Source organism: Mesorhizobium waimense (genome assembly GCF_003601975.1).
Taxonomy (GTDB): domain Bacteria; phylum Pseudomonadota; class Alphaproteobacteria; order Rhizobiales; family Rhizobiaceae; genus Mesorhizobium; species Mesorhizobium waimense.
Map to the genome: position 1 here is coordinate 108550 of NZ_QZWZ01000006.1, position 24095 is coordinate 132644.

24 protein-coding genes and 1 pseudogene are annotated in these 24095 nt (G+C 63.8%); 17 read left to right on the forward strand and 8 right to left on the reverse strand.

Annotation, left to right across the window (positions count from 1 at the left end; translation table 11 throughout):
- Positions 1 to 89 precede the first annotated feature (89 nt).
- The 6 genes from D3227_RS09880 to D3227_RS09905 all read left to right on the forward strand — a co-directional run bounded on the left by D3227_RS09880 (position 90) and on the right by D3227_RS09905 (position 4110).
- Positions 90 to 1475 carry a M20/M25/M40 family metallo-hydrolase gene (locus tag D3227_RS09880; protein WP_120013934.1) on the forward strand — a complete coding sequence of 462 codons (1386 nt, stop codon included), beginning with the start codon at positions 90 to 92 and terminating at the stop codon, positions 1473 to 1475.
- Between the two features lie 79 nt (positions 1476 to 1554).
- Entirely contained in the window at positions 1555 to 2175 is a 621-nt protein-coding gene (locus D3227_RS09885) for a ribonuclease D (RefSeq protein ID WP_120013935.1), read from the forward strand.
- Positions 2176 to 2249: 74 nt separating this feature from the next.
- Positions 2250 to 2453, forward strand: coding sequence for a hypothetical protein (locus tag D3227_RS09890; RefSeq protein ID WP_120013936.1), 204 nt, complete (start codon positions 2250 to 2252; stop codon positions 2451 to 2453).
- A 105-nt stretch (positions 2454 to 2558) separates the two neighbouring features.
- On the forward strand, positions 2559 to 2813 hold the full coding sequence (locus D3227_RS09895) for a GlsB/YeaQ/YmgE family stress response membrane protein (protein WP_006200425.1): 255 nt from the start codon (positions 2559 to 2561) through the stop codon (positions 2811 to 2813).
- 24 nt (positions 2814 to 2837) lie between these two features.
- The gene (locus tag D3227_RS09900; protein WP_029348215.1) at positions 2838 to 2984 is read left to right on the forward strand and encodes a hypothetical protein; all 147 of its coding nucleotides are present in this window, start codon (positions 2838 to 2840) and stop codon (positions 2982 to 2984) included.
- 130 nt (positions 2985 to 3114) lie between these two features.
- A complete protein-coding gene (locus D3227_RS09905; protein ID WP_120013937.1) occupies positions 3115 to 4110 on the forward strand; it encodes a YncE family protein in 996 nt (331 codons plus the stop codon).
- Between the two features lie 7 nt (positions 4111 to 4117).
- Here D3227_RS09905 and D3227_RS09910 read toward each other — a convergent pair whose 3' ends face one another.
- Positions 4118 to 5215 (reverse strand): glycosyltransferase family 9 protein, encoded by a 1098-nt coding sequence (locus tag D3227_RS09910; RefSeq protein WP_120013938.1) that lies wholly within the window; start codon positions 5213 to 5215, stop codon positions 4118 to 4120.
- A gap of 386 nt (positions 5216 to 5601) precedes the next feature.
- Here D3227_RS09910 and D3227_RS09915 point away from each other — a divergent pair, with 386 nt between their 5' ends.
- Together D3227_RS09915 and D3227_RS09920 are read left to right on the forward strand one after the other, a co-directional pair.
- Positions 5602 to 7851: a transglycosylase domain-containing protein gene (locus D3227_RS09915; protein WP_120013939.1), complete on the forward strand. Its 2250-nt coding sequence runs from the start codon at positions 5602 to 5604 to the stop codon at positions 7849 to 7851.
- 109 nt (positions 7852 to 7960) lie between these two features.
- On the forward strand, positions 7961 to 8713 hold the full coding sequence (locus D3227_RS09920; RefSeq protein ID WP_120013940.1) for an SDR family NAD(P)-dependent oxidoreductase: 753 nt from the start codon (positions 7961 to 7963) through the stop codon (positions 8711 to 8713).
- A gap of 12 nt (positions 8714 to 8725) precedes the next feature.
- Here D3227_RS09920 and D3227_RS09925 read toward each other — a convergent pair whose 3' ends face one another.
- Positions 8726 to 9646, reverse strand: coding sequence for a zinc-binding dehydrogenase (locus D3227_RS09925; protein WP_120013941.1), 921 nt, complete (start codon positions 9644 to 9646; stop codon positions 8726 to 8728).
- A gap of 219 nt (positions 9647 to 9865) precedes the next feature.
- Between D3227_RS09925 and D3227_RS09930 the strand changes: the two are divergent.
- Positions 9866 to 10675, forward strand: a pseudogene (locus D3227_RS09930) (AraC family transcriptional regulator).
- Positions 10676 to 10736: 61 nt separating this feature from the next.
- On the opposite strand, the gene D3227_RS09935 reads toward D3227_RS09930, so the two are convergent.
- From D3227_RS09935 to D3227_RS41075, 3 genes are all read right to left on the reverse strand, one after another.
- The gene (locus D3227_RS09935; RefSeq protein WP_120013942.1) at positions 10737 to 12518 is read right to left on the reverse strand and encodes a cation:proton antiporter domain-containing protein; all 1782 of its coding nucleotides are present in this window, start codon (positions 12516 to 12518) and stop codon (positions 10737 to 10739) included.
- 162 nt (positions 12519 to 12680) lie between these two features.
- A complete protein-coding gene (locus D3227_RS09940; RefSeq protein WP_120013943.1) occupies positions 12681 to 13130 on the reverse strand; it encodes a baeRF12 domain-containing protein in 450 nt (149 codons plus the stop codon).
- A gap of 177 nt (positions 13131 to 13307) precedes the next feature.
- Positions 13308 to 13541: a hypothetical protein gene (locus D3227_RS41075; RefSeq protein WP_147377591.1), complete on the reverse strand. Its 234-nt coding sequence runs from the start codon at positions 13539 to 13541 to the stop codon at positions 13308 to 13310.
- Between D3227_RS41075 and cysG the strand changes: the two genes are divergently transcribed.
- The 7 genes from cysG to D3227_RS09975 all read left to right on the forward strand — a co-directional run bounded on the left by cysG (position 13540) and on the right by D3227_RS09975 (position 20899).
- Positions 13540 to 14988 carry a siroheme synthase CysG gene (gene cysG / locus D3227_RS09945; RefSeq protein WP_120013944.1) on the forward strand — a complete coding sequence of 483 codons (1449 nt, stop codon included), beginning with the start codon at positions 13540 to 13542 and terminating at the stop codon, positions 14986 to 14988. The two genes, D3227_RS41075 and cysG, sit on opposite strands and share 2 nt — an antisense overlap.
- Positions 14985 to 15287, forward strand: a complete 303-nt coding sequence (locus D3227_RS09950) for a DUF2849 domain-containing protein (protein WP_120013945.1) — start codon at positions 14985 to 14987, stop codon at positions 15285 to 15287. The genes cysG and D3227_RS09950 overlap by 4 nt, the downstream gene beginning before the upstream one ends.
- A 36-nt stretch (positions 15288 to 15323) precedes the next feature.
- The gene (locus D3227_RS09955) at positions 15324 to 16994 is read left to right on the forward strand and encodes a nitrite/sulfite reductase (RefSeq protein WP_120013946.1); all 1671 of its coding nucleotides are present in this window, start codon (positions 15324 to 15326) and stop codon (positions 16992 to 16994) included.
- A complete protein-coding gene (locus tag D3227_RS09960) occupies positions 16969 to 17733 on the forward strand; it encodes a phosphoadenylyl-sulfate reductase (RefSeq protein WP_120013947.1) in 765 nt (254 codons plus the stop codon). The genes D3227_RS09955 and D3227_RS09960 overlap by 26 nt, the downstream gene beginning before the upstream one ends.
- Positions 17734 to 17850: 117 nt before the next feature.
- Positions 17851 to 18381 carry a DUF934 domain-containing protein gene (locus D3227_RS09965; RefSeq protein ID WP_120013948.1) on the forward strand — a complete coding sequence of 177 codons (531 nt, stop codon included), beginning with the start codon at positions 17851 to 17853 and terminating at the stop codon, positions 18379 to 18381.
- Positions 18382 to 18478: 97 nt separating this feature from the next.
- Positions 18479 to 20086, forward strand: coding sequence for a GMC family oxidoreductase (locus D3227_RS09970; RefSeq protein WP_120013949.1), 1608 nt, complete (start codon positions 18479 to 18481; stop codon positions 20084 to 20086).
- Positions 20087 to 20278: 192 nt separating this feature from the next.
- Complete coding sequence (locus D3227_RS09975) at positions 20279 to 20899, forward strand: DJ-1/PfpI family protein (RefSeq protein WP_008874278.1); 621 nt, start codon at positions 20279 to 20281, stop codon at positions 20897 to 20899.
- Positions 20900 to 20947: 48 nt separating this feature from the next.
- Here D3227_RS09975 and D3227_RS09980 read toward each other — a convergent pair whose 3' ends face one another.
- Both D3227_RS09980 and D3227_RS09985 read right to left on the reverse strand, forming a co-directional pair.
- On the reverse strand, positions 20948 to 21970 hold the full coding sequence (locus tag D3227_RS09980; protein ID WP_120013950.1) for a fatty acid desaturase: 1023 nt from the start codon (positions 21968 to 21970) through the stop codon (positions 20948 to 20950).
- Between the two features lie 127 nt (positions 21971 to 22097).
- Positions 22098 to 22295 (reverse strand): hypothetical protein, encoded by a 198-nt coding sequence (locus D3227_RS09985; protein WP_120013951.1) that lies wholly within the window; start codon positions 22293 to 22295, stop codon positions 22098 to 22100.
- Between the two features lie 218 nt (positions 22296 to 22513).
- On the opposite strand from D3227_RS09985, the gene grpE reads away from it, so the two are divergent.
- A complete protein-coding gene (gene grpE / locus D3227_RS09990) occupies positions 22514 to 23152 on the forward strand; it encodes a nucleotide exchange factor GrpE (protein WP_120013952.1) in 639 nt (212 codons plus the stop codon).
- A 132-nt stretch (positions 23153 to 23284) separates the two neighbouring features.
- On the opposite strand, the gene D3227_RS09995 is transcribed toward grpE, so the two are convergent.
- The gene (locus tag D3227_RS09995; protein WP_208646355.1) at positions 23285 to 24064 is read right to left on the reverse strand and encodes a quercetin 2,3-dioxygenase; all 780 of its coding nucleotides are present in this window, start codon (positions 24062 to 24064) and stop codon (positions 23285 to 23287) included.
- Between the last annotated feature and the right edge of the window lie 31 nt (positions 24065 to 24095).

Sequence of the window (24095 nt, forward strand, 5' to 3'; positions counted from 1 at the left end):
TGCCCATGGCCGTGGCCCAACGATCGTGGGCTTTTCGTTTTCACGTGCTGCCTTTACGGTTCCGCCTCTGAATCGAAAGGCCTGTAGCAATGTCCCAAGTTTCCCCCGTCCTCGATCGTCTCGACAGCAATCTCGACCAGAGCCTGGAGCGGCTGTTCGGCCTGCTCGGAATCAAGTCGATCTCCACCGATCCGGCCTACGCTGCCGACTGCCGCAAGGCGGCGGAGTGGCTGGTGGCCGAGCTCAAGCTGATCGGTTTCGACGCCAGCGTGCGCGATACGCCTGGACATCCGATGGTGGTGGCGCATCATGAAGGTCCGGCAGGAGCGCCGCATGTGCTGTTCTACGGCCATTACGACGTGCAGCCGGTCGATCCGATCGAGCTCTGGGAAAACGATCCGTTCGCGCCGGCGGTGAAGGAGGTCGAACCCGGCCAAAAGGTGATCACCGGCCGTGGCTCGGCCGACGACAAGGGCCAATTGATGACCTTCGTCGAGGCCTGCCGCGCCTGGAAGCAAGTGCATGGCAGCCTGCCTTGCCGCATCACCATCCTGTTCGAAGGCGAGGAGGAATCCGGCTCGCCGTCGCTGAAGCCGTTCCTCGACGCCAACAGGGCCGAGCTCAAGACCGACTTCGCGCTGGTCTGCGACACCGGCATGTGGGACCGCGAGACGCCCTCCATCTGCGTTTCGCTGCGCGGCTTGGTCGGCGAGGAGATCACGGTCAAGGCCGCCGACCGCGACCTGCATTCGGGCCTCTACGGCGGCGCTGCCGCCAATCCGATCCGCATCCTCGCGAAAATCCTGGCCGACATCCATGACAAGGACGGCCATGTGACCATTGCCGGCTTCTACGACGGGGTCGAGGAGACGCCCTCGCAGGTGCTGAAGTCCTGGGAGACGCTCGGCGAGACTGCCGAGACCTTCCTCGGGCCGATCGGCCTGTCCATCCCGGCAGGCGAAAAGGGCCGGTCGGTGCTCGAACTGACCTGGGCGCGGCCGACGGCCGAGTTCAACGGCATCAACGGCGGCTATACCGGCAAGGGCTTCAAGACGGTGATTGCGGCGGAAGCCTCGGCGAAAGTGTCGTTCCGTCTGGTCCACAAGCAGGATCCGAAGAAGATCCGTGCCGCTTTCCAGGCTTTCGTCAAGGAACGCATTCCGGCCGATTGCTCGGTCGAATTCCACCCGCATGGTGGCTCACCGGCGATCCAGCTCTCCTACGACTCGCCGTTCCTGGCCAAGGCCAAGGACGCGCTGTCCGACGAATGGGCGAAACAGGCGGTGACCACGGGCAGCGGTGGCTCGATCCCGGTGGTCGGCGACTTCCAGACCTATCTTGGCATCGAGTCGCTGCTGGTCGGCTTCGGCCTCGACGACGACCGCATCCATTCGCCCAACGAGAAATACGAGCTCAATTCCTTCCACAAGGGTCAGCGCTCCTGGGCCCGCATTCTCGATGCGCTGACGCGCTGAATTGGCGTGAAAGGCAAGTTTCTGTTGATTTTTCGTCGGATCGCGGCGAGGACGATGCACGCCCTCACCGGAGAAGACGATGAGCGACATCCGCTTCCACCAAAATGACCTGCCCGACCTTTCGCACTACAATGTCGGGGCGGTGGCCATCGACACCGAGACGCTGGGGCTGAACCCGCATCGCGACCGGCTGTGCGTTGTGCAGATATCGCCCGGCGACGGCTCAGCCGACGTCATCCAGATCGCGCCTGGCCAGAAGAAGGCGCCGAACCTGGTCGGCCTGCTCAGGAACAGGAGCATCACCAAGCTGTTCCATTTCGGTCGCTTCGATCTCGCCGTGCTCTACAATGCCTTCGGCGTCATGCCCGAGCTGGTGTTCTGCACCAAGATCGCCTCGCGGCTGACCCGTACTTATACTGACCGGCATGGGCTGAAGGACATCTGCAACGAGTTGCTCGGCATCGGCCTGTCGAAGGCGCAGCAATCGTCGGACTGGGCAGCCGAGACGCTGTCGCCGGAACAGCTCGAATACGCCGCCTCCGACGTGCTTTATCTGCACCGGTTGCGCGAGGTGCTGGCTGCCCGGCTGGCGCGCGAGGGCCGCACCAAGGAGGCCGACGCCTGCTTCCGCTTCCTGCCGACGCGCGCCAAGCTCGACCTGATGGGCTGGGCCGAAGAGGACATCTTCGCCCACAGCTGACGGCTCCGGAACCAGCGCGCCGTTGGCCGCGTTCTGTCGGTTCAAAGAGGGGATGACCTCGAAGAGAGGAAGACATGGCAGACCGCAAGCCGATATCGACCGCACCGACGGACGGTTCCAGGGTCACCGTCTACTGGAAAGACGCCAACAGCGTGATCAACGAATCCATCGCCCAGTATCGCGACGGAGCGTGGTGGACCTATATCGACAGCGATACGCAAAAGCGGGTCGAACCGACGAGCTGGCGGCCGGCCTCCGAGGAGAGCGACGACGACTGACGCCGCCGCTGGCGGGGCCGGCTGCTTTCGCATAGCCTGAAGTCGTTGATATCGAGGCCGATTCGGGGCTTTCGCTCCGCCGTCGTCCGTTGCTCGGAGGAACTAATGGGTATCGAAAGCCTTATCATCTTCATCATCATCGGCGCCATTGCCGGCTGGCTGGCCGGCCTCGTCGTCTCAGGCTTCGGCTTCGGCCTGGTTGGCAACATCATCGTCGGCATTATCGGCGCCTTCATCGCCGGCTGGCTATTCCCCAGGCTCGGCTTTGCCATTGGCGGCGGCATCCTCGCCGCCATCATCAATGCCACGATCGGCGCCATCATCCTGTTGCTGGTGGTCAAGGTCTTGAAACGAGCCTGACGCTCGTCACCAGAAGGGCGCGCCATGAAACAGAACATGCTCTATTTGATCATCGGCGCGCTCGTCGTGGTCGTCATCGCCCTTGGCGTCTATGTCTATCGCGAGCAGACCAGGCCGAAGGGCGTGGAGCTGAAGATCGACGACAAGGGCATTTCGATCCAGCAGAATTGATATCGACGGATTGACGCCGGGCTGACCGGCTTGACCGGACAAGCGCAGATCGGGGTTTATCACCGCGTCTCACGCCAAGCCGGGGCAGCGTGAACTTTCCAACCCTTCCTCTTTTCAGGTCAGGCCTCAGGTGATACCCCGGATCGACTTCAGGGCCAGCGATGCTGTCCAAGCCGCGCTTTCGGCAATCGGGCGCACGGAGGATGTGCGCTTTTCGCCCGACAACCGGTTGTTGGCCATCGCCGGCTTTGGGCGAAAGCGCTGCCTGATCCTGCGGATCGAGGTCGAGGCAGCGGCCGACGGTCCCGGTGTCGCGATCCATGATTACATGGAGCTGACATCCGACTGCATCGGCGAGGTTCATGGCCTCGATTTCATCGATGATCGGACCCTGGCGGTCGCCAATCGCGACGGGGTGGTCGCGATATTCTCGCTGCCTTCGGGAGAGCCTGCCGGCAGAAGCCTAGAAATCGTATCGCGTCGCCAGATCAAGAGCGGGCTGTTCTGCAAGCTGAGGACGCCCGGTTCGATCGCCGTCAGGCGGGAGTCACCCAGCCGGACCACCCTGCTGGTCTGCAACAACTATACATACCGGGTTACCCGTCATGTCGTCGACCGGCGGCTGGGATATCGCGCGCTCAGGAACCAGGTGCTGCTGAAACGAGGCCTCGATATTCCCGACGGCATCGCGCTCAGCCATGACGGCAAATGGGTCGCCGTCAGCAGCCATGGCACCAGGGATGTGAAGATCTACAGCCTGTCGGGGCTGCTTGGACCCGACACCGAGCCGGCCGGGATCCTCGAGAACGCCAACTACCCGCACGGCCTGCGCTTCACCGCTGACGACCGACACATTCTTGTCGCCGACGCCGGCAGTCCAAAGCTGCACGTCTATGAAAGCGAGGGCGGCTGGAGCGGACGCCGCACACCGTCGCGATCGCTTGTCGTCCTCGATGACGAGACCTTCCTGCGGGGCAGGATGAGTGACGAAGAAGGCGGGCCGAAGGGCCTCGACATCGACCGCTCGAACAGTGTCGTGGCGGTGACCTGCGAAGAGCAGGCACTGGCGTTTTGTTCGCTGGCATCGATCGTCGGGCGGCAGGGCAGCGGCTTGAGCCGGAGTTGACGCGCCTCTAAGGGTAAGTATTTGAAGTGATTGGGACGAGTACCGCCCCGACAGCCTGAACATCAGCAACGCCGACTTTTGGTTGGTCGTGAGGGCTTGGGCCTGGCGCCGAGTTCGACGCCCACCGAACTATCTCCTGGACGCGGGCCACCACGACATCAAGAGGTATATCCTCGGTTTTCATTGATCCGAACTCGCGTGCTTCCACTAGCCAATGATACGGGGTGAGCGGGCGCCAGAGGCGGGCTTTCGACGGGCCTGCCAAAGTAAGCAGTGCACCCTGCCGAGTGGCCGCCAGATGTCCAAGCCCGCTCTCCGCGGCAACAATGCAGATCGCACGATCGGCGAGAGCGTGGAACAGCCAAGGAAGCAACGCCGAATCCTGGATCGAACCGACATCGACAATCTTCGACACGCCGTCCTTTTCAATCCAGTTGCGCTGCTCGGTTTCTTGAGGCCCGAGCAGGAAAGCAGGAATGATGCCATCGCTGGCGATGTGTCTGGCCAGGTCCGTCCATTTTTGCCGATGCCAGAACTTATTCATGGTCGGGCCGGGAGACAGGCCTATGAAGCGCTCGCCCGACGGAATGAGACGCAAAGCCTCGTCGCGCGCCTTTTCGAACACGGGCAGTTTGGCGTCGAAAGGCAAGAGGCGGCCAGTGGCCAGTTCGACCATTCGATGCCATCGCAGGGCGTTGGTAGGGGGGCGAGGCTCAAAAAAGCCGGCAATATTGCGTCGCAGAGCGAAGCCTACCGAATTGGCAATGTAGCGCGCAGGCAGTCCTGCCGCTGCAACATAGCTCCGGGGCGTCTCCTTGCTTGAGCGAAGATCCAACACGAGGTCCACGGTGCCAAGTCGGCGTATCAGCGCACGCATCTGCGAAATGCTGGACAGGCGCTGATCGACTAGAATTTCATCGATAAGCTCCGGTTGAATGGGGGCCAATGTTGTGCGCCACACCGTGTCCAAATCCGATGCGCAGACGATCCGATGCGTGGGTAAAGCCAGCCTCAGCGCGCGGTAAACTGGAATCCGCAAAATCGCGTCCCCAAGCTTTTCATTGCGCGTCAGCACCAGGACTACTGGCTTTTTTGAAATCTTCATGTTCGCAGCGCCAAACCCCCGAAAATCTTCGCGCTAATGCAAGATGATGCAGAAGGCAAGCAGTGACCGCGCCACAAGCCAGGCATGTGGCGAATACTTTTTCCCTCGCGAATTCACATTGCGCGGCCAAGGGAACCCCTCAGAAGTAACCTCGGTCAAGATTTAGCCGCGCCGCGCAAGCCAGGGCGAAAGGCTTATGTCGGCATGAAAGAGCCTATTTTCGTGCGGGAAAGCATCGGTAACGACAGCGACAGCGGGCGGTAACGGGTTTCGAAATTTCCAAGGCAATTCAACGGGCTGTGAATCCGCCGCTTTAACGCGCCTTTAAACCGCCGCATCTACTCTGCAACCCGAGCGCCATAGGCACGGGACAAACAGCACAGCGCATGGCGAACCGCAGAGACAGTCGCATCGAACCCAGCTTCGAGGGGCCGTCACAGGCAAAAACCTCGGCCGGGTTTTCGGTGAGCGAGGAGGATCGCGTCGTGCCGGGCAATCGCAAATCCTCCACAGGGCGCAAGACCGCCAAGTCGAAATCATCGCGGCGTGGACGCGGCAGAAGCCGGCGCGGCCTGTTTGGCGTGCTTGGCCGCCTGGTCTACTGGTGCTTCGTGCTCTGCATCTGGGGCGGCATCGCGGCGGCCGGCATCGTCGTCTATTACGGCGCGAAAATGCCGGCGGCCACGACCTGGTCGATCCCCGACCGCGCGCCCAACATCAAGATCGTCTCGGCCGACGGACAATTGCTCGCCAATCGCGGCATGAGCGGTGGCGAGGCGGTCGGCCTGCACGAAATGTCGCCCTACATTCCCGAAGCCGTCATCGCCATCGAGGACCGCCGCTTCTATTCGCATTTCGGCATCGACCCGATCGGCCTGTCGCGCGCCATGGTCACCAATGTGCTCGGCGGGCATTTCTCGCAGGGCGGCTCGACGCTGACCCAGCAGCTGGCCAAGAACCTGTTCCTGACGCCGGACCGCACGCTTGAGCGCAAGGTGCAGGAAGTGCTGCTGGCGCTGTGGCTCGAGCACAAGCATACCAAGGACCAGATCCTCGAAATGTACCTCAACCGGGTCTATTTCGGTTCCGGCGCCTATGGTGTCGAAGCGGCGTCGCGGCGCTATTTCGGCAAGAGCGCGCGCGACGTCACCTTGTCCGAGGCAGCGCTTCTAGCCGGCCTGTTGAAAGCGCCGTCGCGGCTGTCGCCGGCGCGCGACCCGAAGGCAGCCGAGGACCGGGCGCAGCTCGTGCTCGCCGCCATGCGCGACGAAGGCAAGATCAGCGCCAAGGAACTGACCTCGGCGATGAGCGCGCCGGCAACGCGTGCGCCGTCTTACTGGACCGGCTCTGAAAACTATGTCGCCGACACCATCATGGAAGAATTGCCCGACCTGATCGGCGACGTGCGTGGCGATATCGTCATCGACAGCACCGTCGACCTGACGCTGCAGAAGCTCGCCGAACAGTCGATCCGGCGGCTGATCGACGAGAGCGGCAAGAAGCTCAATGTCAGCCAGGGCGCGCTGGTGTCGATCGACGATTCCGGCGCCGTGCGCGCCATGGTTGGCGGCTACGACTATTCGACCAGCCAGTTCGACCGCGCCTCCGAAGCACGCCGGCAGCCCGGCTCGGCCTTCAAGCCGTTCGTCTACATGGCAGCACTTGAAGCCGGGCGCACGCCCGACAGCGTGCGCAACGATGCGCCGATCAAGATCGGCAAATGGACGCCGGACAATTACGGCGGCAAGTATTTCGGCAAGGTGACGCTGGCGACGGCACTGGCGAAGTCGCTGAACTCGGTCGCGGCACAGCTGACGATGGAGGTCGGGCCCGACGCGGTGGTCGAGGCGGCGCACCGCATGGGCATCCAGTCCGAGCTGCAATCCAACACCTCTATCGCGCTCGGCACTTCCGAAGTGACGCCGCTGGAGCTGACGTCGGCCTATGTTCCCTTCGCCAATGGCGGCTATAAGCCGGACATCCATTTCATCCGCCGTATCACCACGACCGAAGGCAAGGTGCTCTATGACGCCAGCGGCGGCGGCGCGCCGCGCGTCGTCAAACCCGAGATCGTCGGCATGATGAACTCGATGATGACCGGCACGGTCGAGATCGGCACGGCCAAGAAGGCGGCCTTTGCCTGGCCGTCGGCCGGCAAGACCGGCACCAGCCAGAATTCGCGCGACGCCTGGTTCGTCGGCTACACCGCCAACCTGACCACCGGCGTGTGGTTCGGCAATGACGACGGCAGCGCGATGAAGAAGGTCACCGGCGGCGCGCTGCCGGCGCAAGCCTGGCACGAGTTCATGGTCGCGGCACATGAAGGCGTGCCGGTGCGGCCATTGCCCGGAACCTGGAAGTCGACGCCATCGGACACGATCGTGCCGGACGACATACCGTCTGCCGATGCCGGACCGGCGGCGGTGCCGCCGGCGTCGGTCGGCCAGTCCCAGCCGGCTGCCCATGCGCCTGCTCGCCCTGCACGGCCCGCCGAAACGGTCGATGCCGACGGTTTCGGCATGCCGGGCGACGGTGGAACCACCGCTTCGGTCGGGCATCCCGTGCCGCCCGGCAATGTCGGCGGCCCGACCAAGAAGCGGCAGACGTCGATCCTCGACATCCTCACCGGGGGGTAAAGTCTGATCCGAAAACCGGATTCCACTTTTCGGGATCATGGTCTAAGCGGCAACTCGCCCCTCGCCACGGCATCGGCGTTCCGCTAAATGTCCGGCTGGAGACCGCGACATGGCTGAACTCGACACCAGAAAGACCATCGTGCTGACCGGCGCCAGCCGCGGCATCGGTCATGCCACTGTCAAGCGTTTCTCGCGCGAGGGCTGGCGCGTCATCACCTGCTCTCGCCAGGCTTTTGCCGAGGACTGTCCGTGGCCGGCCGGGCCGGAGGACCACATCAAGGTCGATCTGGCCGACCAGGAAGATGTCGGCATCGCCGTTTCGGAAATCCGTCACCGGCTCGAGGCGCATGGCGGACACCTCAATGCGCTGGTCAACAATGCCGGCATTTCGCCCAAGCTTCAGGATGGCAACAGCCGCATGAACTCGATCGACACGCCGATGCATGTCTGGCGCGATGTGTTCCAGGTCAATTTCTTCGCGCCGATCATGCTGGCCAGAGGTCTGTTCAAGGAATTGGCGTCGGCCAAGGGCTCGATCGTCAACGTCACATCGATCGCTGGCACGCGCGTCCATCCCTTTGCCGGCACCGCCTATGCGACCTCGAAGGCCGCGCTCGGTTCGCTGACGCGCGAAATGGCGCATGATTTCGGTCCGCACGGCATTCGCGTCAATGCCATTGCGCCGGGCGAGATCGACACGGCGATCCTGTCGCCGGGCACCGACAAGATCGTCGAGACCATCCCGCTGAGAAGGCTCGGCACTACGGCTGAGGTCGCCGACATCATCTTCTTCCTGTGCTCGCAGCAGGCGTCCTATGTGACGGGTTCGGAAATCCATATCAATGGCGGCCAGCACGTGTGAGGCTTCAGGCTCTCATCCGGTCATGGTGAGAACAGCCTTGCCGCTGAAGCTGCGCTGTCGCAGTGCGTCCAGGGCTTGGGCGATGTCTGTCCACCGCACGGTCAAGGCCACGCGGGTTTCCAGCCGGCCAGCCGCGACCAGAGCGAGCAGCGATGCGATGTCCGCGCCAATGCCGGAGCCGGAAGTGTAGTACGCGAAAGTCTCAAGCCTCGCCCCCTCGTGACCCGGAACGAACTGGCGGAATCCAACGGGGGTGAGTTCGCCACTGCTCGAACCGAACATGACGATGGTCCCGCCAGGTGCGACGCGTTCGATCGCGTGTGCGAGGCTTTCACCGCCGACGGACTCAGTGATCAGCGAAAACGGGCCCCCAGCCAGCTCGATCGACTCGACAACCTGCTCGGCGCCCAGGCGGCGGAGATCCTCGCCGTGCCGGGAGGCGGCGACTGCGATCACGCATCCGCCCTGCTGGCGGGCGATCTGGATCTGGAAACGACCGACCGCGCCGCTAGCGCCGGTGATCAGGACCTGCTGGCCGGCCAGGTCGCCGCCATGGCGCAAAGTCCTCAGCGCCGTCGTGCCCGCGACTGGAAGCGTGGCTGCGGAAACGAAGCTGACGTCATCCGGCAGGACGGCGAGACGGTCGGTTGAAACGGCGACACGTTCGGCCCAGCCGGCCTGGTCGACCAAAGCCGCAACCCGAGCGCCCACGGCTGGCCCGGAGCCATTGGCTGCTGCCCGTTCGACAACCCCAACGATATCCTGGCCGGGTATCCAGCCGTTCGGACGTATGGTGAGCAGGCGCAGTTCGCCGCGGTTCAACGAGGTTGCATGGACCGAGACAAGCGCCTCGTTCGAGGCCGCTTGAGGCTCAGCGAGCTCCGCGATCCTCAGTCCGGTCGCGCTATCGGAAGAGATGACGAGGGCGAGCATAGTTCATACCTCATTGCTGCGCGGTGGACGCAAAGCCCTTCGGGCAGTTGCTATGCCCGGTTCTGCTGGTTCGACTTTGGAGCGCCGGCGGCCGCCGGCCGAAGAAAAGTTCGCCAGCTCCACACGCTCCAGACTTGTTCATTCGCAAGCGGAACCTAGCGATTTTCTCCATCGAATAATCTAGATATTGAAGCATTTGATCGCTAAAAACAGTCAATCATGAGACAACCGCTCCGCTACCCTTGGCTTGATCTCGATGTGGATGACCCTTCCGCGCCGGCGATTGCCGTGCGCGTTGACGTCCCCGATACCAGAGCGGAGGTCCCCGCCCATCGACACCGCAAAGGCCAACTCGTCTTCGCGCTCGGAGGCGGCGTCACATGCCACGTCCCCAGCGGCCTGTGGATGGTACCGCCTCATTGCGGGGTCTGGATTCCCGGCGACATGGAGCACAGCAATGTTGCGACGGCCAACGCCCGGATATTCTTCGTATACATCGAGCCGGGCTCTGCCGATCTGCCGGACCGGTGCTGCACACTTTCGATCTCGCCGCTGCTACGCGAACTGATCATCGAGCTGTCCGATGGCGTGCAGGACGATCAGGCGAGGGATGAGCTTTTGACCAAGACCCTGCTTATCGAATTGCCGCGCATGCCTGTTCAACAGCTACATCTGCCGATCTCGTCCGAGCCACGCTTGAGGAGGATCGCCGAAGCGTTGGCGCAAGACCCTGCCGACCGCAGCACCCTCGCACAATGGGCCAGTCGCGTTGCGCTCAGCGAGAGCAGTCTCGCCCGCCTCGTGGTCAAGGAGACAGGACTGAGCTTCGGGCGCTGGCGCTAGCAATTGCACTTGATCGTCGCAATTCGAGAACTGGCCTCCGGTGCGAGCGTGCAGCAAGTTTCGGGCGATCTCGGCTATGGTTCCGTCACCGCCTTCATCACCATGTTCAAGAAGGCGCTTGGGAAGCCGCCGGCAAAATACCTCAGCAGTGTCGCGCAAAACGGCGGCTCTGCATTCGTCGCTTGAACCGCATGCGAACGCAGTCGAGACGAATGCATTGACAGCACATGTGACGGCCTGGGCTTGTTCAGGCTGCGGACGGTTCAGCCGCCTCTGGCTTGTGGCCAAGCACCTCTTCCACGATGCCGCGGGCGATCTCGCGTTCGCCCATGATGACGGTGTCGGCGCCGAGCCCCTTGAGATGCTCGACTTCGGCATCGGAATGAGCCCGGGCGATGACGCTTATCGCGGGGTTGGCGGCTCGTGCGCGCAGCACGACCTGGCCAGCCTCGAATGCATTGGGGATGGCGAGGATCAGCCGCTTTGCGCTTTCCGGATTGGCGGCGGCAAACACATCGGCATTGGCCGCGTTGCCGGAGATGGTTTCAATGCCGTCGGCCTTGAGCTTGGCCAGCGTCTTGTCGGCGTCCTCGATCACGAGGAAGGGCATGGCGGCGTCCTTCAGCGCGGTGCCGACGAGGCTGCCGACGCGGCCGTAGCCGATCAGGATGGCGTGGCCGGTCAGCTTTGTCTTCGGCGGCGGCCCGTCCTCCGGCTCCGGCATCGCGACTGAGGCCACTTCTCCCGATGCCGTCGCCGGGCCGATCGGCTTTGCCTCGGCCGGCGGCGCTGCCTTGGCGGCGCGCGCCTCCAGCCATGGCTTCATCCAGTCGATGGCGAGGAACATCAGCGGATTGAGCACGATCGACAGGATGGCGCCGGCCAGGATCAGGTCGCGTCCCTGTTCGGGCAGCAGGCCCAGCCCGACGCCGAGTTCGGCCAGGATGAAGGAGAATTCGCCGATCTGGGCAAGGCTGGCCGAAATCATCAGTGCCGTCGCGATCGGATAGCCGAAGGCGATGACGATGACGAAGGCGGCGAGCGACTTGCCGATGACGATGATGGCCAGCGTCGCCAGGATCGGGAGACCATTGTTCATCAGGCTGAACGGGTCGAACAGCATGCCGACTGAAACGAAGAACAGCACCGAGAAGGCGTCGCGCAGCGGCAGCGATTCCTCGGCAGCGCGGTGGCTGAGCTCGGACTCGCTCATGATCATGCCGGCAAAGAAGGCGCCCAGCGCCAGCGAGACGCCGAACAGTTTTGCCGCACCGAAGGCGACGCCCAACGCGATGGCAAGCACAGCCAGCCGGAACAGTTCGCGCGAGCCGGTATGGGCGACATAGTGCAGGATCCAGGGAATGACCCGGCGGCCGACCACCAGCATGACGACGACGAAGGCGGCGACCTTGGCCAGGGTGATGCCGACGACGCCCCAGATGCCGTAGCTGGCGGGCAACGCCAGCAGACCGCTTGCGTGGCTGTCCACCTGTGGCTCGCCGCCAAGAACGCCGGCCAGCGCCGGCAGCAGCACCAGCGCCAGCACCATGGCGAGGTCCTCGACGATCAGCCAGCCGACGGCGATGCGGCCGCGCTCTGTCTCGATCAGCCGGCGCTCCTGCAAGGCGCGCAGCAGAACCACGGTGGAGGCGACGGAAAGCGCCAGGCCGAAGACCAGCCCGGCGCCCATCGACCAGCCGAGCAACCAGGCAAGTCCGGCGCCGAGGGCCGTGGCAAAGCCGATCTGCACGACGGCGCCGGGCACGGCGATGGCGCGGACCGACAAAAGGTCCTTCAGCGAAAAATGCAGGCCGACGCCGAACATCAAGAGGATGACACCGATTTCGGCGAGCTCGTTGGCGAGGCCGGCATCGGCAACGAAGCCGGGCGTGTTAGGCCCGACCAGCACGCCGGCAATCAGGTAGCCGACGAGCGGCGGCACGCGAAAACGGTTGGCGAGCGCTCCGAAGACGAAAGCCAGCCCCAGACCGGCGACGATGGTGGCGATAAGGGGCGTGTCATGCGGCATTGTCTATGGAGCGCCTTTCGAAAATCACGATGTCGGATAGGGCCGCCCGAGGCCGCCACCTTTTGCAATATGGGGGCTGTCATGGGCGCGAGGCAACCCGGGCTGCCGCGAAATGGCCGGCAGCGCCGACAAGAGCGAATAGAGGGCCGAATTGCGCGCGGGTCAGGCTGCCTGCAGAAGGCTCTCGATCTCGAAAATGGTGTGGTTGGTCAGCGTCTTCGGAATCTCCGCCTGCACCCTGTCGCCGACCTCCTTGTGCAGCTTCCGGCGCATCTCGCCCAGCACCTGCGGCGGCGCGATCAGCACGATCTCCTCGAAGGCGCCGCGATGCGCCAACCCGTAGAGCCGCTCGGCGATATCGTCGGCGAAGCGCTCCTTGCCGATACGGTGCCAATCGGTGTCCTGAACAGCGCTGCGATGGACGGACGGGCCGTCATTGTAGCGGCCCGGGCGGTCGCTACCCTGATCGCGGGTGGCGGGATTTTTCTGCTCCATTTCCTGCACCACTTGCAGGTCGGGGAATCGCGTGTCGCCCCGGTTGCGCAGGAACAGCGCCTTCTCACCGTCGGCGACCACAACCCATAGTCCGTGCTTCAGCTTAATGTCGCTCATATCGGCTCCTCCGTTTCCAGACCGACCCCGCGTGAGGCTGCATGGCCTGATGCCTTGCAGCCAGGGGCTTGCATGGCAAACGCCGGCTCCGGCAAATTCGTTCCGGGACGATGGCTCATCGCTGGTCAAAGACCGCCGTCAACGCCTTGCGACATTAATCTACTAATTTGGTAGAATTTAGAAAAAACTGTTTTGTGACGCCGAGCGCCGGTGGCTAAAAGGCCCGGAGACCAGGGCCCGCAACAGCATCTTGAATCCGCCCTTCTCCTGGGTGTGGAATAATTTTCTCCTGCCCTTCGCAGTTGCGAAAAAGCGATTGCCTGCCATCGCAGGATGCGCGAGTGCTTTCCTTCTGGTTTTTCGCGCCGCCGCGTAAAACTGGCAAACTGTTCCAGGATTGCGTTTCGTCATGCCGCAGGCCAATGCCAAGCTCAACGCGTTCCCCGTTTTCATGCGGGTCGAGGGCGAAGCTGTGGCCATCGTCGGCGGTGGCGAGGAGGCGTTGGCCAAGGCGCGGCTGCTCGACCAGTCAAGCGCGGTGCTGCGCATCATCACCAATGCCGCCGAAGCCGAGTTGCTGAGCTTCATCGCTGCCACCGGCGCTGTCCATATCGATGCCGCCTATGAGGCGGCGCATCTGGAAGGCGCGACCCTGGTGTTTGCCGCCAGCGGCGAGGAGGCACTGGACCGCCGCGTCGCCGCCGACGCACGCCGGCTGGGCATTCCGGTCAATGCCGTCGATCGGCCCGAGCTTTGCGATTTCTTTACGCCGGCGCTGGTCAACCGCGCCCCGGTTGCCATTGCCATCGGCACCGAAGGGGCAGGCCCGGTGTTGGCTCAAATCCTGCGCAGCCGCATCGACCGCATGCTGTCGCCGTCGCTCGGTGCGCTGGCGACGCTCGCCGCTTCGTTCCGAGGTGCTGCCGAGCGGCTGCCGAAGGGCAATGGTCGCCGCCGCTTCTGGAGCGATTTCTTCGCCGGCGCGCCGGCGCGTGCCGTGGAAGCCGGTGAGCTTTCGCAAGCGCATGATGCCGCCGTCGACTTGCTTGTCTCCAACGCACCGGCCGCTGGCCATATTGCACTGGTCGGCGCGGGGCCGGGCGCGGAAGACCTTTTGACGCTGCGGGCGCATCGGCTTTTGATGGAAGCTGACGTCATCGTCTATGACGCGCTGGTGCCGGAAGCGATCGTCGCCATGGGCCGCCGCGATGCCGAGCGCCTGCCGGTCGGCAAGCGTAAGGGCTGTCATTCGAAGAGCCAGGCCGAGATCAACGCGCTGCTGGTCGAGCTTGGCCATGCCGGCAAGCGCGTCGTGCGGCTGAAGTCGGGCGACCCGCTCGTGTTCGGCCGGGCCGGCGAGGAAATAGCCGCACTTCGCGACGCAGGCATCGCCTATGAAGTGGTTCCCGGCGTCACTGCGGCCTTCGCCGCCGCCGCCGATTTCGAGCTGCCGCTGACGTTGCGCGGCGTGTCCTCGTCGATGGTGTTCACGACAGGCCACGATCTCAAGGGCAATTCGCTGCCCGACTGGGCCAAGCTTGCCATCTCCGGCGCCACGGTCGCCGTCTATATGGGCCGCTCGGTCGCGGCCGAAGTTGCGGGACGGCTGATCGAAGCCGGCCTGTCGCCGGACACGGCGGTCGCCGTGGTCGAGAATGCCAGCCTCGGCAACCGCCGCCGCTTCCATGGCACGCTTGCCGATTTGCCGTCGCTGGAGGCACGCGCCGACCTCACCGGCCCGGTGATGACCATCATCGGCGACGCGGTCGCCGGCGCCAATTTTGAACGTTCCGAGCCGCTTGCGGCACACAGGCATGAGGGCGTTGCGAGTACCGCCGCCGACGGAGTTGAACAATGAAGGTGCTAACCGCAAACAGGCTCACGGACGGCATCGCCGTCTGGTACGCCGATGGCGGCTGGGCCGAGACGATCGGCAATGCCGACCTCGCCCATGACAAGGCGGCCGAGGACCGGCTGGAGGCGATCGGTGCCGCGGCCTACGCCAACAATGAGGTTGTCGACGTCAACCTGATTGACGTCACCGTGGCCGACGGCGTGGTCGAAGCGGTGCGGCTGCGCGAAAAGATCCGCGCCGCCGGCCCGACAATCCGTGGCGATCTCGGCAAGCAGGCCCATCCGGAAGCGATCCGGGCATAATGTGAAAGCGGGCGGACGCGCCCTGAAAGACGAAGTATGTATCGTTACGATGAGTTCGACCAAGATTTCGTCCAGGCCCGCGTCGCCGAGTTCAGCGACCAGGTGCAGAGGCGGCTTGCCGGCGAGATCACCGAGGACCAGTTCCGGCCGCTCAGGCTGATGAACGGCGTCTACCTGCAGCTGCACGCCTATATGCTGCGCATCGCGGTGCCCTACGGCACGCTGAACAGCCAGCAGCTGCGCATGCTCGGCCACATCGCCCGCAAATACGACAAGGGCTATGGCCATTTCACGACGCGCCAGAACATCCAGTTCAACTGGCCGGCGCTGTCGGACATCCCGGCGATCCTGGCGGATCTGGCCAGCGTCGAAATGCACGCCATCCAGACCAGCGGCAACTGCATCCGCAACGTCACAGCGGACCATTTCGCCGGTGCCGCCGCCGACGAGGTCGCCGATCCGCGCCCCTATGCCGAAATCCTGCGGCAATGGTCGTCGGTGCATCCGGAGTTTTCGTTCCTGCCGCGCAAGTTCAAGATCGCGGTGACCGGGGCCGAGCGCGACCGCGCCGCCATCCAGACGCATGATATCGGCCTGCATCTGAAGAAGAACGAAGCCGGCGAGCTCGGCTTCGCCGTCTATGTCGGTGGTGGCCAGGGCCGCACGCCTATGGTCGCCAAGAGGATCCGCGACTTCCTGCCGGAAGCCGACCTTCTGTCCTACTGCACCGCGATCCTGCGCGTTTACAACCTCTATGGCCGCCGCGACAACAAGTACAAGGCGCGCATCAAGATCCTCGTCCACGAGACCGGGGTCGAGGAGATCACCCGCCAGATCGAGGCCGAATGGCAGGAGCTGAAGGACGCCGAACTGAAGCTGCCGGAAGCCGACATCCGCGCCATCGACGCCTATTTCGCGCCGCCGCAGCTGACCGCGCGGCCGGAAGGCGACGCAGCGGTGAAGCTGGCACGGCTCGATTCCAAAAGCTTCTCCGAATGGCTTGACCAGAATGTCGTGACGCACCGCCACCCCGACTATGCGGCGGTGACGATCTCGCTCAAGGGCATCGGCGAGGTGCCGGGCGACGCATCCGACAGCCAGATGGAAGCGGTCGCAGACATCGCCGAGAAATACGCCTTCGACGAGCTGCGCGTCAGCCATGAGCAGAACCTGATCCTGCCGCATGTCGCGCGCGCCGATCTCAAGGCGGTCTATGACGCGCTGGTCGACATCGGCCTGGCGACGGCCAATTCCAACCTGATCAGCGACATCATCTCGTGCCCCGGCCTCGACTATTGCGCGTTGGCCACGGCGCGCTCCATTCCGGTGGCGCAGGAAATCTCGCAGCGCTTCGCCTCGCTCGAGCGGCAGCGCGAGATCGGTGAGCTGAAGCTCAAGATCTCCGGCTGCATCAATGCCTGCGGCCATCACCATGTCGGCCATATCGGCATTCTCGGTGTCGAGAAGAAGGGCGCCGAGCTCTACCAGGTCACGCTCGGCGGCTCGGCCGACGAGAACACCTCGGTCGGCGAGATCATCGGCCGCGGCTTCTCGTCGGAAGAGATCACCGACGCCATCGAGCAGATCGTCGAAACCTATCTCGGCCTTCGCCTCGATCCCTCAGAACGATTCATCGACGCCTACCGCAGAGTCGGTCCCGCGCCGTTCAAGGAGGCGCTTTATGCTGGCGAAACCAAGGCCGCTTGACCGTATCGTCGACGTCGAGGCCGGCATCGCCGCCGAGGCGGCGGGGCTCGACGCGCTGTATGGTCACCTCAATCCGCTCCAGATCATCGAGCGCTCGACGAGGGAGATCTTTCGCGGCGGTATCGCTGCGGTGTCCTCCTTCGGCGCCGATTCGGCTGTGCTCCTGCACATGATCGCCGAGATCGACCGCACGCTGCCGGTGATTTTCCTCGATACCGGCAAGCATTTCGAAGAGACGCTCGGCTATCGCGACGCGCTCGCCGCCGATTTCGGCCTGACCGACGTCAGGGTGATCAAGCCCGATGGGGCCGCACTCGAGCGGGTCGATCCGACCGGCAACCTCAACGAGACCGACACCGACGCCTGCTGCAATGTGCGCAAGGTCGAGCCGCTGGCGCGCGGCGTCGAACCGTTCCGCGCCTGGCTCACCGGACGCAAGCGCTTCCAGGCCTCGACGCGGGCGGCGCTTCCCGTCTTCGAGGCGGTCGGCTCGCGCATCCGCATCAACCCGCTGGCGCACTGGACGACGTCGGACCAGGCCGCCTACATGCGCGCGCATGCGCTGCGTGAAAATCCGCTGGTCGCCTATGGCTATCTGTCGATCGGTTGCTTCCCGTGCACGCAGCCGGTACAGCCGGGCGAGGATGCGCGCAGCGGCCGCTGGGCCGGCCATGCCAAGACCGAGTGCGGCATCCATCTGTCGGGACTGGAGAAGTCGCTGACCGACGCATCGCTTTAGGGTATGTTGGTGTTCAGCCGGCCTGCAAACGGTGGTTTCCTGCGCTTCCGGTGCTCACGTACCAAAAGCCGCTGACCGGCGCGCCGCTCCAGAAATTTTGTGCTTTAGGAACTTTTGATGACTGAATCGACGACGGAGACCCGCCTCTGGACCCCGACGGGTTTCCGCGAGGACGAGTGGATTCATGCCGAAAGCGCCGATGCACTTACCGGCAATGGCCGCTTCATCCTGCCGCTGCTGGCGTTTCTGGGGCTCGACGCGGACGTGCGCCGATCGGCGAAGGAGCGCCTCGGCGTCCAGCTTATGCCGGGCGACGAACTGGACAAGATCGCCGGGCTGCTCGACCAGCTGTCGCTGGTGGCGCTGGCCTTTCCGGCGTTCAATGACGGGCGGTCCTTCTCCAAGGGCGAATTGCTGCGCGCGCGCTATCATTTCCAGGGTGCCGTCCGCGCCACCGGCCAGGTTCTGGTCGACCAGCTGCCGCATATGCTGCGGCTCGGTTTCGACGAGTTCGAAGTGTCGAACCCGGTGCTGTTGAAGCGGCTCGAGGAAGGCCGTACCGGTGGCCTGCCGCTCTATTATCAGCCGGCCGCCGAGCCGGAGGCGAAGGGGCCGAAATATTCCTGGCGGCGCAAACGCACGGGCTGACCCTGCGGCAACGCGCTGACGTCTTTACAATGCTCGCAAGCAAGCCTTCTCTTGGGCATCCGGACGGAAACATCCGCCGGATGATCGGGAGGAGATCATGCGCTACGACTATGTCATCGCCGGTGGCGGTTCCGCCGGCTGCACGCTGGCTGCAAGGCTCTCTGAAGATCCCTCGAAGACGGTCTGCCTGATCGAAGCCGGCGGCGCCGGCAAGGACCTGTTCATCCGCGCGCCGGCGGGCGTCATTGCGCTGCTGCCGGGGCGGCCGAAGATCAACAACTGGGCCTTCGAGACGGTGCCGCAGCAAGGGCTTGGCGGCCGCAAGGGCTACCAGCCGCGCGGCAAGACGCTTGGCGGGTCCAGCGCCATCAACGCCATGCTCTATGTTCGCGGGCATCGCAGCGACTACGACGGATGGGCCGACCTTGGTTGCGACGGCTGGTCATGGGACGAGGTGCTGCCCTATTTCCGGCGCGCCGAAGGCAATCAGCGCGGCACCGACGCGTTGCATGGCGGGGATGGGCCGTTGCGGGTTGGCGAGCAGCAGGAGCCGCGTCCTGTCGCCCGGGCCTTTGTCGAGGCCTGCGGCGAAAACCAGATCCGGCGCAACGACGACTTCAACGGAGCCGAGCAGGAGGGGGCGGGGCTCTATCAGGTGACGCAATTCTGGGGTGAGCGCCGCAATGGCGAACGCTGCTCGGCCGCTGCCGCCTATCTGCATCCGGCCATGGACCGGCCGAACCTGACTGTTGTCACCGGGGCGCATGCGACACGGATCGTCCTCGACGGCAAGCGCGCCACGGGCCTGCGCTACCGTGCCGGCAAAACCGAGACCGTCGCGGAGGCAAAGCGCGAGGTCGTCGTCTGCGGCGGCGCCTTTGGCTCGCCGCAGCTGCTGCTGTTGTCCGGCATCGGCCCGGCGGCCGAACTGGCGATGCACGGCATTCCGGTCGTCCATGAGGTGCCAGGCGTCGGCAAGAACCTGCAGGACCATCTCGATTTCATCATGGCCTGGACGTCGGGGGATGCCGACATGATGGGCATCGGCCTGCGCGGCACGCCCGGATTGCTCGGGCATATGCTGCGCTGGCGCAAGAACGGCACCGGCATGATCGCCACGCCCTATGCGGAAGCCGGCGCCTTCCTCAAATCCGATCCGGCGATTGGAAGGCCCGACCTGCAACTGCATTTCTGCATCGCCATCGTCGACGACCACGGCCGCAAGCTGCATATGGGTTACGGCTTTTCCTGCCATGTCTGCGTGCTCCGGCCCTATTCGCGCGGCGAGGTCGGCCTGTCGTCGCCGGACCCGCTGGGGCCGCCGCGCATCGATCCGCGCTTTCTCGAGGACGAGCGCGATGCCGCCCTTCTGCTCAAGGGGGTCAAGACGATGCGCGGCATATTGGAGGCGCCGGCGCTGGCGAAATACCGCCGCAAGGAAATCTACACCGCCGGCGTTTCAAGCGATGCCGAACTGATGGCGCATATCAGGGCCCGCGCCGACACGATCTACCACCCGGCCGGCACCTGCAGGATGGGGGTCGACGACATGGCCGTCGTTGACCCGCAACTCAAGGTGAGGGGGATGCAGGGGCTGCGCGTCGTCGATGCCTCGGTGATGCCGACCCTGATCGGCGGCAACACCAATGCGCCGACAATCATGATTGCCGAGAAGGCGGCGGACATGATCCGCGCGGCCGCCTGATCGGTTTTGTTGGTCGGACCAGGATTGCCGTTCGGACGCCGGGAGCAAGGGCTTGGCCGGTTTCTTAACAAAGGCAACACAATCTGGTCAGACCAAATGCGCGATTTGCGCTTTTCCTTTCGCTGTCTTGCCCTTAGGATAGGTCCATTATTTCGAGATCCGAAATAAATGTCCAGCAAGGGAGGAACCGGAATGGCAGGCAAGAAGATATTGATGCTCGTTGGCGAGTTCAGCGAGGAGTACGAGATTTTCGTCTTCGAACAGGCCATGCACGCGGTTGGCCATACGGTGCATGTCGTGTGCCCGGACAAGAAGGCAGGCGACATATTGAAGACGTCGCTGCACGATTTCGAAGGCCATCAGACCTATACGGAAAAGCTCGGCCACGACTACATCCTCAACAAGACCTTTGCCGAGGTGAATCCGGCCGATTACGACGCCGTCTATGCGGCCGGCGGGCGCGGGCCGGAATATATCCGCATCGACAAGCGGGTGCAGGCGCTGGTCAGGCATTTCCATGAGACCGGCAAGCCGATCTTCACCATCTGCCACGGCGTACAGATCCTGATCGCGGTCGACGGCGTGGTGCGCGGCAGGGAAGTCGCGGCGCTGCAATATTGTGAGCCGGAGGTCACGCTGGCCGGCGGCATCTACATCGACGTCGCGCCGACCGGCGCCCATGTTGACGGCAATCTGGTGTCGGCCAAGGGCTGGCCGGGCCTCGCCGCCTTCATGCGGGAATGCCTGAAAGTGCTCGGCACCGAAATCCGCGACGGCAAGGCCCTGATGCGCGACGAGCGCAAGGCGGCCTGAACGGACCAAAGGGAGATACCCGCCGCACCGCTGGTGCGGCGGTCAATTCTACGCGGCCATCCGCGCTTCGCGGAACGACACCAGCTTGCGGCGGTTTTCATCCCACAGCGCCAGCTTGACGCAGCGCAGGCTGTCGAGGAGCGTGACGCGGCCGATGCCGCGCAGTTCCGGATAATCCCGCAGCACTTCCGGAAGCCGGTAGCAGGGCACCTTGGCCGAGAGATGGTGGACGTGGTGGACGCCGATATTGCCGGTGAACCAGTTCAGCACGGCCGGCAGGTCGTAGTAGGACGATCCATGCAGCGCGGCATGCTGGAATTCCCATTCGGAATCCTTCGCCCACTCGGTCTCCTCGAACTGGTGCTGGACGTAGAACAGCCAGACGCCGGCCGAACCGGCGAGGATGACGATCGGCAAGTGGACGACCAGGAATGCGCCTAGTCCGACGAACCAGATGAGGATCGCGGCGGCAAGCGCGATGCCGAGATTGGTCGTCATCGACGACACCCAGGGCGTCAGGCCGCCCCGCATCATGCCGACCGGCAGCCTTTGCTCGAAGATGAAAAGCCATATCGGCCCGAGGCCGAACATGACCAGCGGATGACGGTAGAGGCGGTAGGCAAGCCGACCCCGCCATGACATCTGCCGGTATTCGGCGACGGTCAGGGTCTTGATGTCGCCCATGCCGCGCTCGTCGAGATTGCCGGCGCTGGCGTGATGGGTGGCGTGGGCGCGCCGCCAGCAATCATAGGGCGTCAGCGTCAGGACGCCGAGCGCGCGGCCGATCCAGTCGTCCGCATAGCGATTGGCGAAGAAGGAGCCATGGCCGCAGTCATGCTGGATCATGAAGATGCGCACCAGAAACCCGGCAGCGGGAAGAATGAGGATCAAACCCCACCAGTGGCCGTAGGAATAGGCGGCCGAAGAGAGCGCCCAGAGTGTGACGAACGGAATGAGGGTGATGGCAAGTTCGAGGGCGCTACGCCGCCGGTCAGGCTTCTTGTAGCGCGCTAGTATCTTCAGCCAGGCGCGCTTGCTGTTGGCAACCGCCTCGGGGGAAATCATGTTCATCAGGAAGCATAAGCATCAGGCTCCGCCGCCGCAAGGCAAAGCTCACGCAAAATTACTGCGCGTAATTGTCGCGCGATGGCAGGCCATGACGGCTGCGACCGATGTTCCCGTCTTCAGGAATCCACGCCTAATGGCGCTCGCTGGCGGCGACGCTGGCCTCCGCCCCGTCAAGACGGTCGAGCAACTCCCTGAGATGCTCGGGCAGGTCGGCCTGCAGGCGGAATGCCGGCAGGGTGCGCAGGAACCGCTTCGTCGTCTCGGTGCCGACCTGGCGCTTGATATCGGCGGCGAGTTCCTCGCGCCTGTTGCGCTTGTTGCCTGTCATTGTCCCAAAATCCTGTGTTGGCTTCGAAACTCCTCCAGACCGGTAATGGTTCCCGCATTGCAGCGGCCTGGCAAGAAAAGCCGGCCGTTACGGTAAAATTTGAATTAATATCGAAAGACCATCGGCAGCCTCCAGTATGGCTTGCCCCTTGATTTTTGGCCGCCAAACCTCGATATCGGGCGCAAATCCAGACCATTTGAAAATGACGGGAAACGGCGATGAGCGACCAGGCAAAAGACGAACGCGCGCCCGAGGAAATCGAAGCCACTGAGGCAGCGGTGGGCGAACGGACCGAAGGCAGCGTCGACGGCGACTACGAAGCGCTTGTGCGGCTGCTGAAGGAAAACGAGGAACTGAAGGATCGCGCCCTTCGCGTTGCTGCCGAGATGGAGAATCTGCGCCGCCGCACAGCGCGCGACGTGCATGACGCGCGCACCTATGCGGTCGCCAATTTCGCCCGCGACATGCTGTCGGTGTCGGACAATCTGCGCCGCGCGCTCGATGCCGTCCCGGACGAGGCCAAGGCTGCGGGCGATGCCGGTTTCAAGGCGCTGATCGAGGGCGTCGACCTCACCGAACGTGCCATGCTGTCGGCACTGGAGCGACATGGCGTGAAAAAGCTCGCGCCGGAAGGCGAGAAGTTCGACCCCAATTTCCATCAGGCGATGTTCGAGGTGCCCAACCCCGAGGTTCCCGCCGGCACCGTCGTCCAGGTGGTGCAGCCGGGCTATTCGATCGGCGAGCGCGTGCTCAGGCCGGCGATGGTCGGCGTCGCCAAGGGCGGCCCCAAGCAGGCGGCAGGCGAAGCGCCGGTCGAGCCGGGGCCTGTCAATGAGCAGGCGGAAAAGGACGCATGAACGGGGAATAGCGCGCCATTTGGGCCGCAACCGCCATCAAAGCTGGAGGCATGATCGACCGCCCCGAAACCTGTCTGCTTCAAGGGCGATCAACCCAGTTGCCACTTCTGCTGTGCAGCGCTTGCCATGTCCTCAGCCAAGCAGTTCGCACCCATAGCGGCGGACCACATCGGGAAATGTCTCCATGTCCGGCATTCCTTCGCCGTCCGGAGGGATGCATCTGTCGCCGGCGGGCACGCTGGTCGCCCTCAAAAGGTCCTCGAAACCGCCGGGCGTGAAGAGGAACAGCATTCGGGCCGGCCCACGCTTGACCGTATAGCGGTGCGGCACATCGCGTGGCCCAAAGAGAAACGAACCGGGCCCAGCCATGATCTTCTTGCCGCCGATCTCGAACTCGATCTCGCCTTCCATCACCTGGAATGACTCGTCCTCGCGATGATGGACATGCAGCGGCGCCTCGCCTTCGTTCTCGAGCACTTCGACCAGCGTGAACTGGCCCGCCGTCTGGGCTGCCGTCGCCTTGATCACTGCCAGCGAGCCAAGCCACCAGCGCGCCTCTCCTTCCAGGGCGTGACTGCAAAAGGCGCTGGGGATTCCCCTGTCAGCTTCACCGCCAGCCACGGCCGCCACAGAGTGGTAGCCGACCTTCAGCGAGGCGATGTTGACCATCGAGCAATAGTTTTTGATGCCGGGCAGCGTGGACCAGACCTCTCTGGCCGCCTTTGCGCTGTCCATGTCCGCCCATTCGAATATTTCCGTCCAGCCTCCCTCGGATTTGAGGAGGCGACGATTGAGGAAACCCTCGAGCATCCGCACCTCATCATTCACTTCATCCTTGGTTTGCAGGAACATCTGCTCGGTGAATCCGGGCTTCAATGCAAATTCGGTGACTTCAACGACTTTCGTGTCCATGACTTCCTCCTTTGCTATCTGGCTTTCGCCC

What these genes read in the sequence shown, in the direction of transcription:
- D3227_RS09985 (WP_120013951.1), bottom strand. Translation starts at nt 22,295, where the DNA reads ATGACAGGCAACAAGCGCAACAGGCGCGAGGAACTCGCCGCCGATATC.
- D3227_RS09915 (WP_120013939.1), top strand. Translation starts at nt 5,602, where the DNA reads ATGGCGAACCGCAGAGACAGTCGCATCGAACCCAGCTTCGAGGGGCCG.
- D3227_RS09885 (WP_120013935.1), top strand. Translation starts at nt 1,555, where the DNA reads ATGAGCGACATCCGCTTCCACCAAAATGACCTGCCCGACCTTTCGCAC.
- D3227_RS09935 (WP_120013942.1), bottom strand. Translation starts at nt 12,518, where the DNA reads ATGCCGCATGACACGCCCCTTATCGCCACCATCGTCGCCGGTCTGGGG.
- D3227_RS09975 (WP_008874278.1), top strand. Translation starts at nt 20,279, where the DNA reads ATGGCAGGCAAGAAGATATTGATGCTCGTTGGCGAGTTCAGCGAGGAG.
- D3227_RS09970 (WP_120013949.1), top strand. Translation starts at nt 18,479, where the DNA reads ATGCGCTACGACTATGTCATCGCCGGTGGCGGTTCCGCCGGCTGCACG.
- D3227_RS09955 (WP_120013946.1), top strand. Translation starts at nt 15,324, where the DNA reads ATGTATCGTTACGATGAGTTCGACCAAGATTTCGTCCAGGCCCGCGTC.
- D3227_RS09950 (WP_120013945.1), top strand. Translation starts at nt 14,985, where the DNA reads ATGAAGGTGCTAACCGCAAACAGGCTCACGGACGGCATCGCCGTCTGG.
- D3227_RS09880 (WP_120013934.1), top strand. Translation starts at nt 90, where the DNA reads ATGTCCCAAGTTTCCCCCGTCCTCGATCGTCTCGACAGCAATCTCGAC.
- D3227_RS09995 (WP_208646355.1), bottom strand. Translation starts at nt 24,064, where the DNA reads ATGGACACGAAAGTCGTTGAAGTCACCGAATTTGCATTGAAGCCCGGA.
- D3227_RS09940 (WP_120013943.1), bottom strand. Translation starts at nt 13,130, where the DNA reads ATGAGCGACATTAAGCTGAAGCACGGACTATGGGTTGTGGTCGCCGAC.
- D3227_RS41075 (WP_147377591.1), bottom strand. Translation starts at nt 13,541, where the DNA reads ATGACGAAACGCAATCCTGGAACAGTTTGCCAGTTTTACGCGGCGGCG.
- D3227_RS09890 (WP_120013936.1), top strand. Translation starts at nt 2,250, where the DNA reads ATGGCAGACCGCAAGCCGATATCGACCGCACCGACGGACGGTTCCAGG.
- D3227_RS09910 (WP_120013938.1), bottom strand. Translation starts at nt 5,215, where the DNA reads ATGAAGATTTCAAAAAAGCCAGTAGTCCTGGTGCTGACGCGCAATGAA.
- D3227_RS09980 (WP_120013950.1), bottom strand. Translation starts at nt 21,970, where the DNA reads ATGAACATGATTTCCCCCGAGGCGGTTGCCAACAGCAAGCGCGCCTGG.
- D3227_RS09895 (WP_006200425.1), top strand. Translation starts at nt 2,559, where the DNA reads ATGGGTATCGAAAGCCTTATCATCTTCATCATCATCGGCGCCATTGCC.
- D3227_RS09925 (WP_120013941.1), bottom strand. Translation starts at nt 9,646, where the DNA reads ATGCTCGCCCTCGTCATCTCTTCCGATAGCGCGACCGGACTGAGGATC.
- D3227_RS09920 (WP_120013940.1), top strand. Translation starts at nt 7,961, where the DNA reads ATGGCTGAACTCGACACCAGAAAGACCATCGTGCTGACCGGCGCCAGC.
- D3227_RS09965 (WP_120013948.1), top strand. Translation starts at nt 17,851, where the DNA reads ATGACTGAATCGACGACGGAGACCCGCCTCTGGACCCCGACGGGTTTC.
- grpE (WP_120013952.1), top strand. Translation starts at nt 22,514, where the DNA reads ATGAGCGACCAGGCAAAAGACGAACGCGCGCCCGAGGAAATCGAAGCC.
- cysG (WP_120013944.1), top strand. Translation starts at nt 13,540, where the DNA reads ATGCCGCAGGCCAATGCCAAGCTCAACGCGTTCCCCGTTTTCATGCGG.
- D3227_RS09960 (WP_120013947.1), top strand. Translation starts at nt 16,969, where the DNA reads ATGCTGGCGAAACCAAGGCCGCTTGACCGTATCGTCGACGTCGAGGCC.
- D3227_RS09900 (WP_029348215.1), top strand. Translation starts at nt 2,838, where the DNA reads ATGAAACAGAACATGCTCTATTTGATCATCGGCGCGCTCGTCGTGGTC.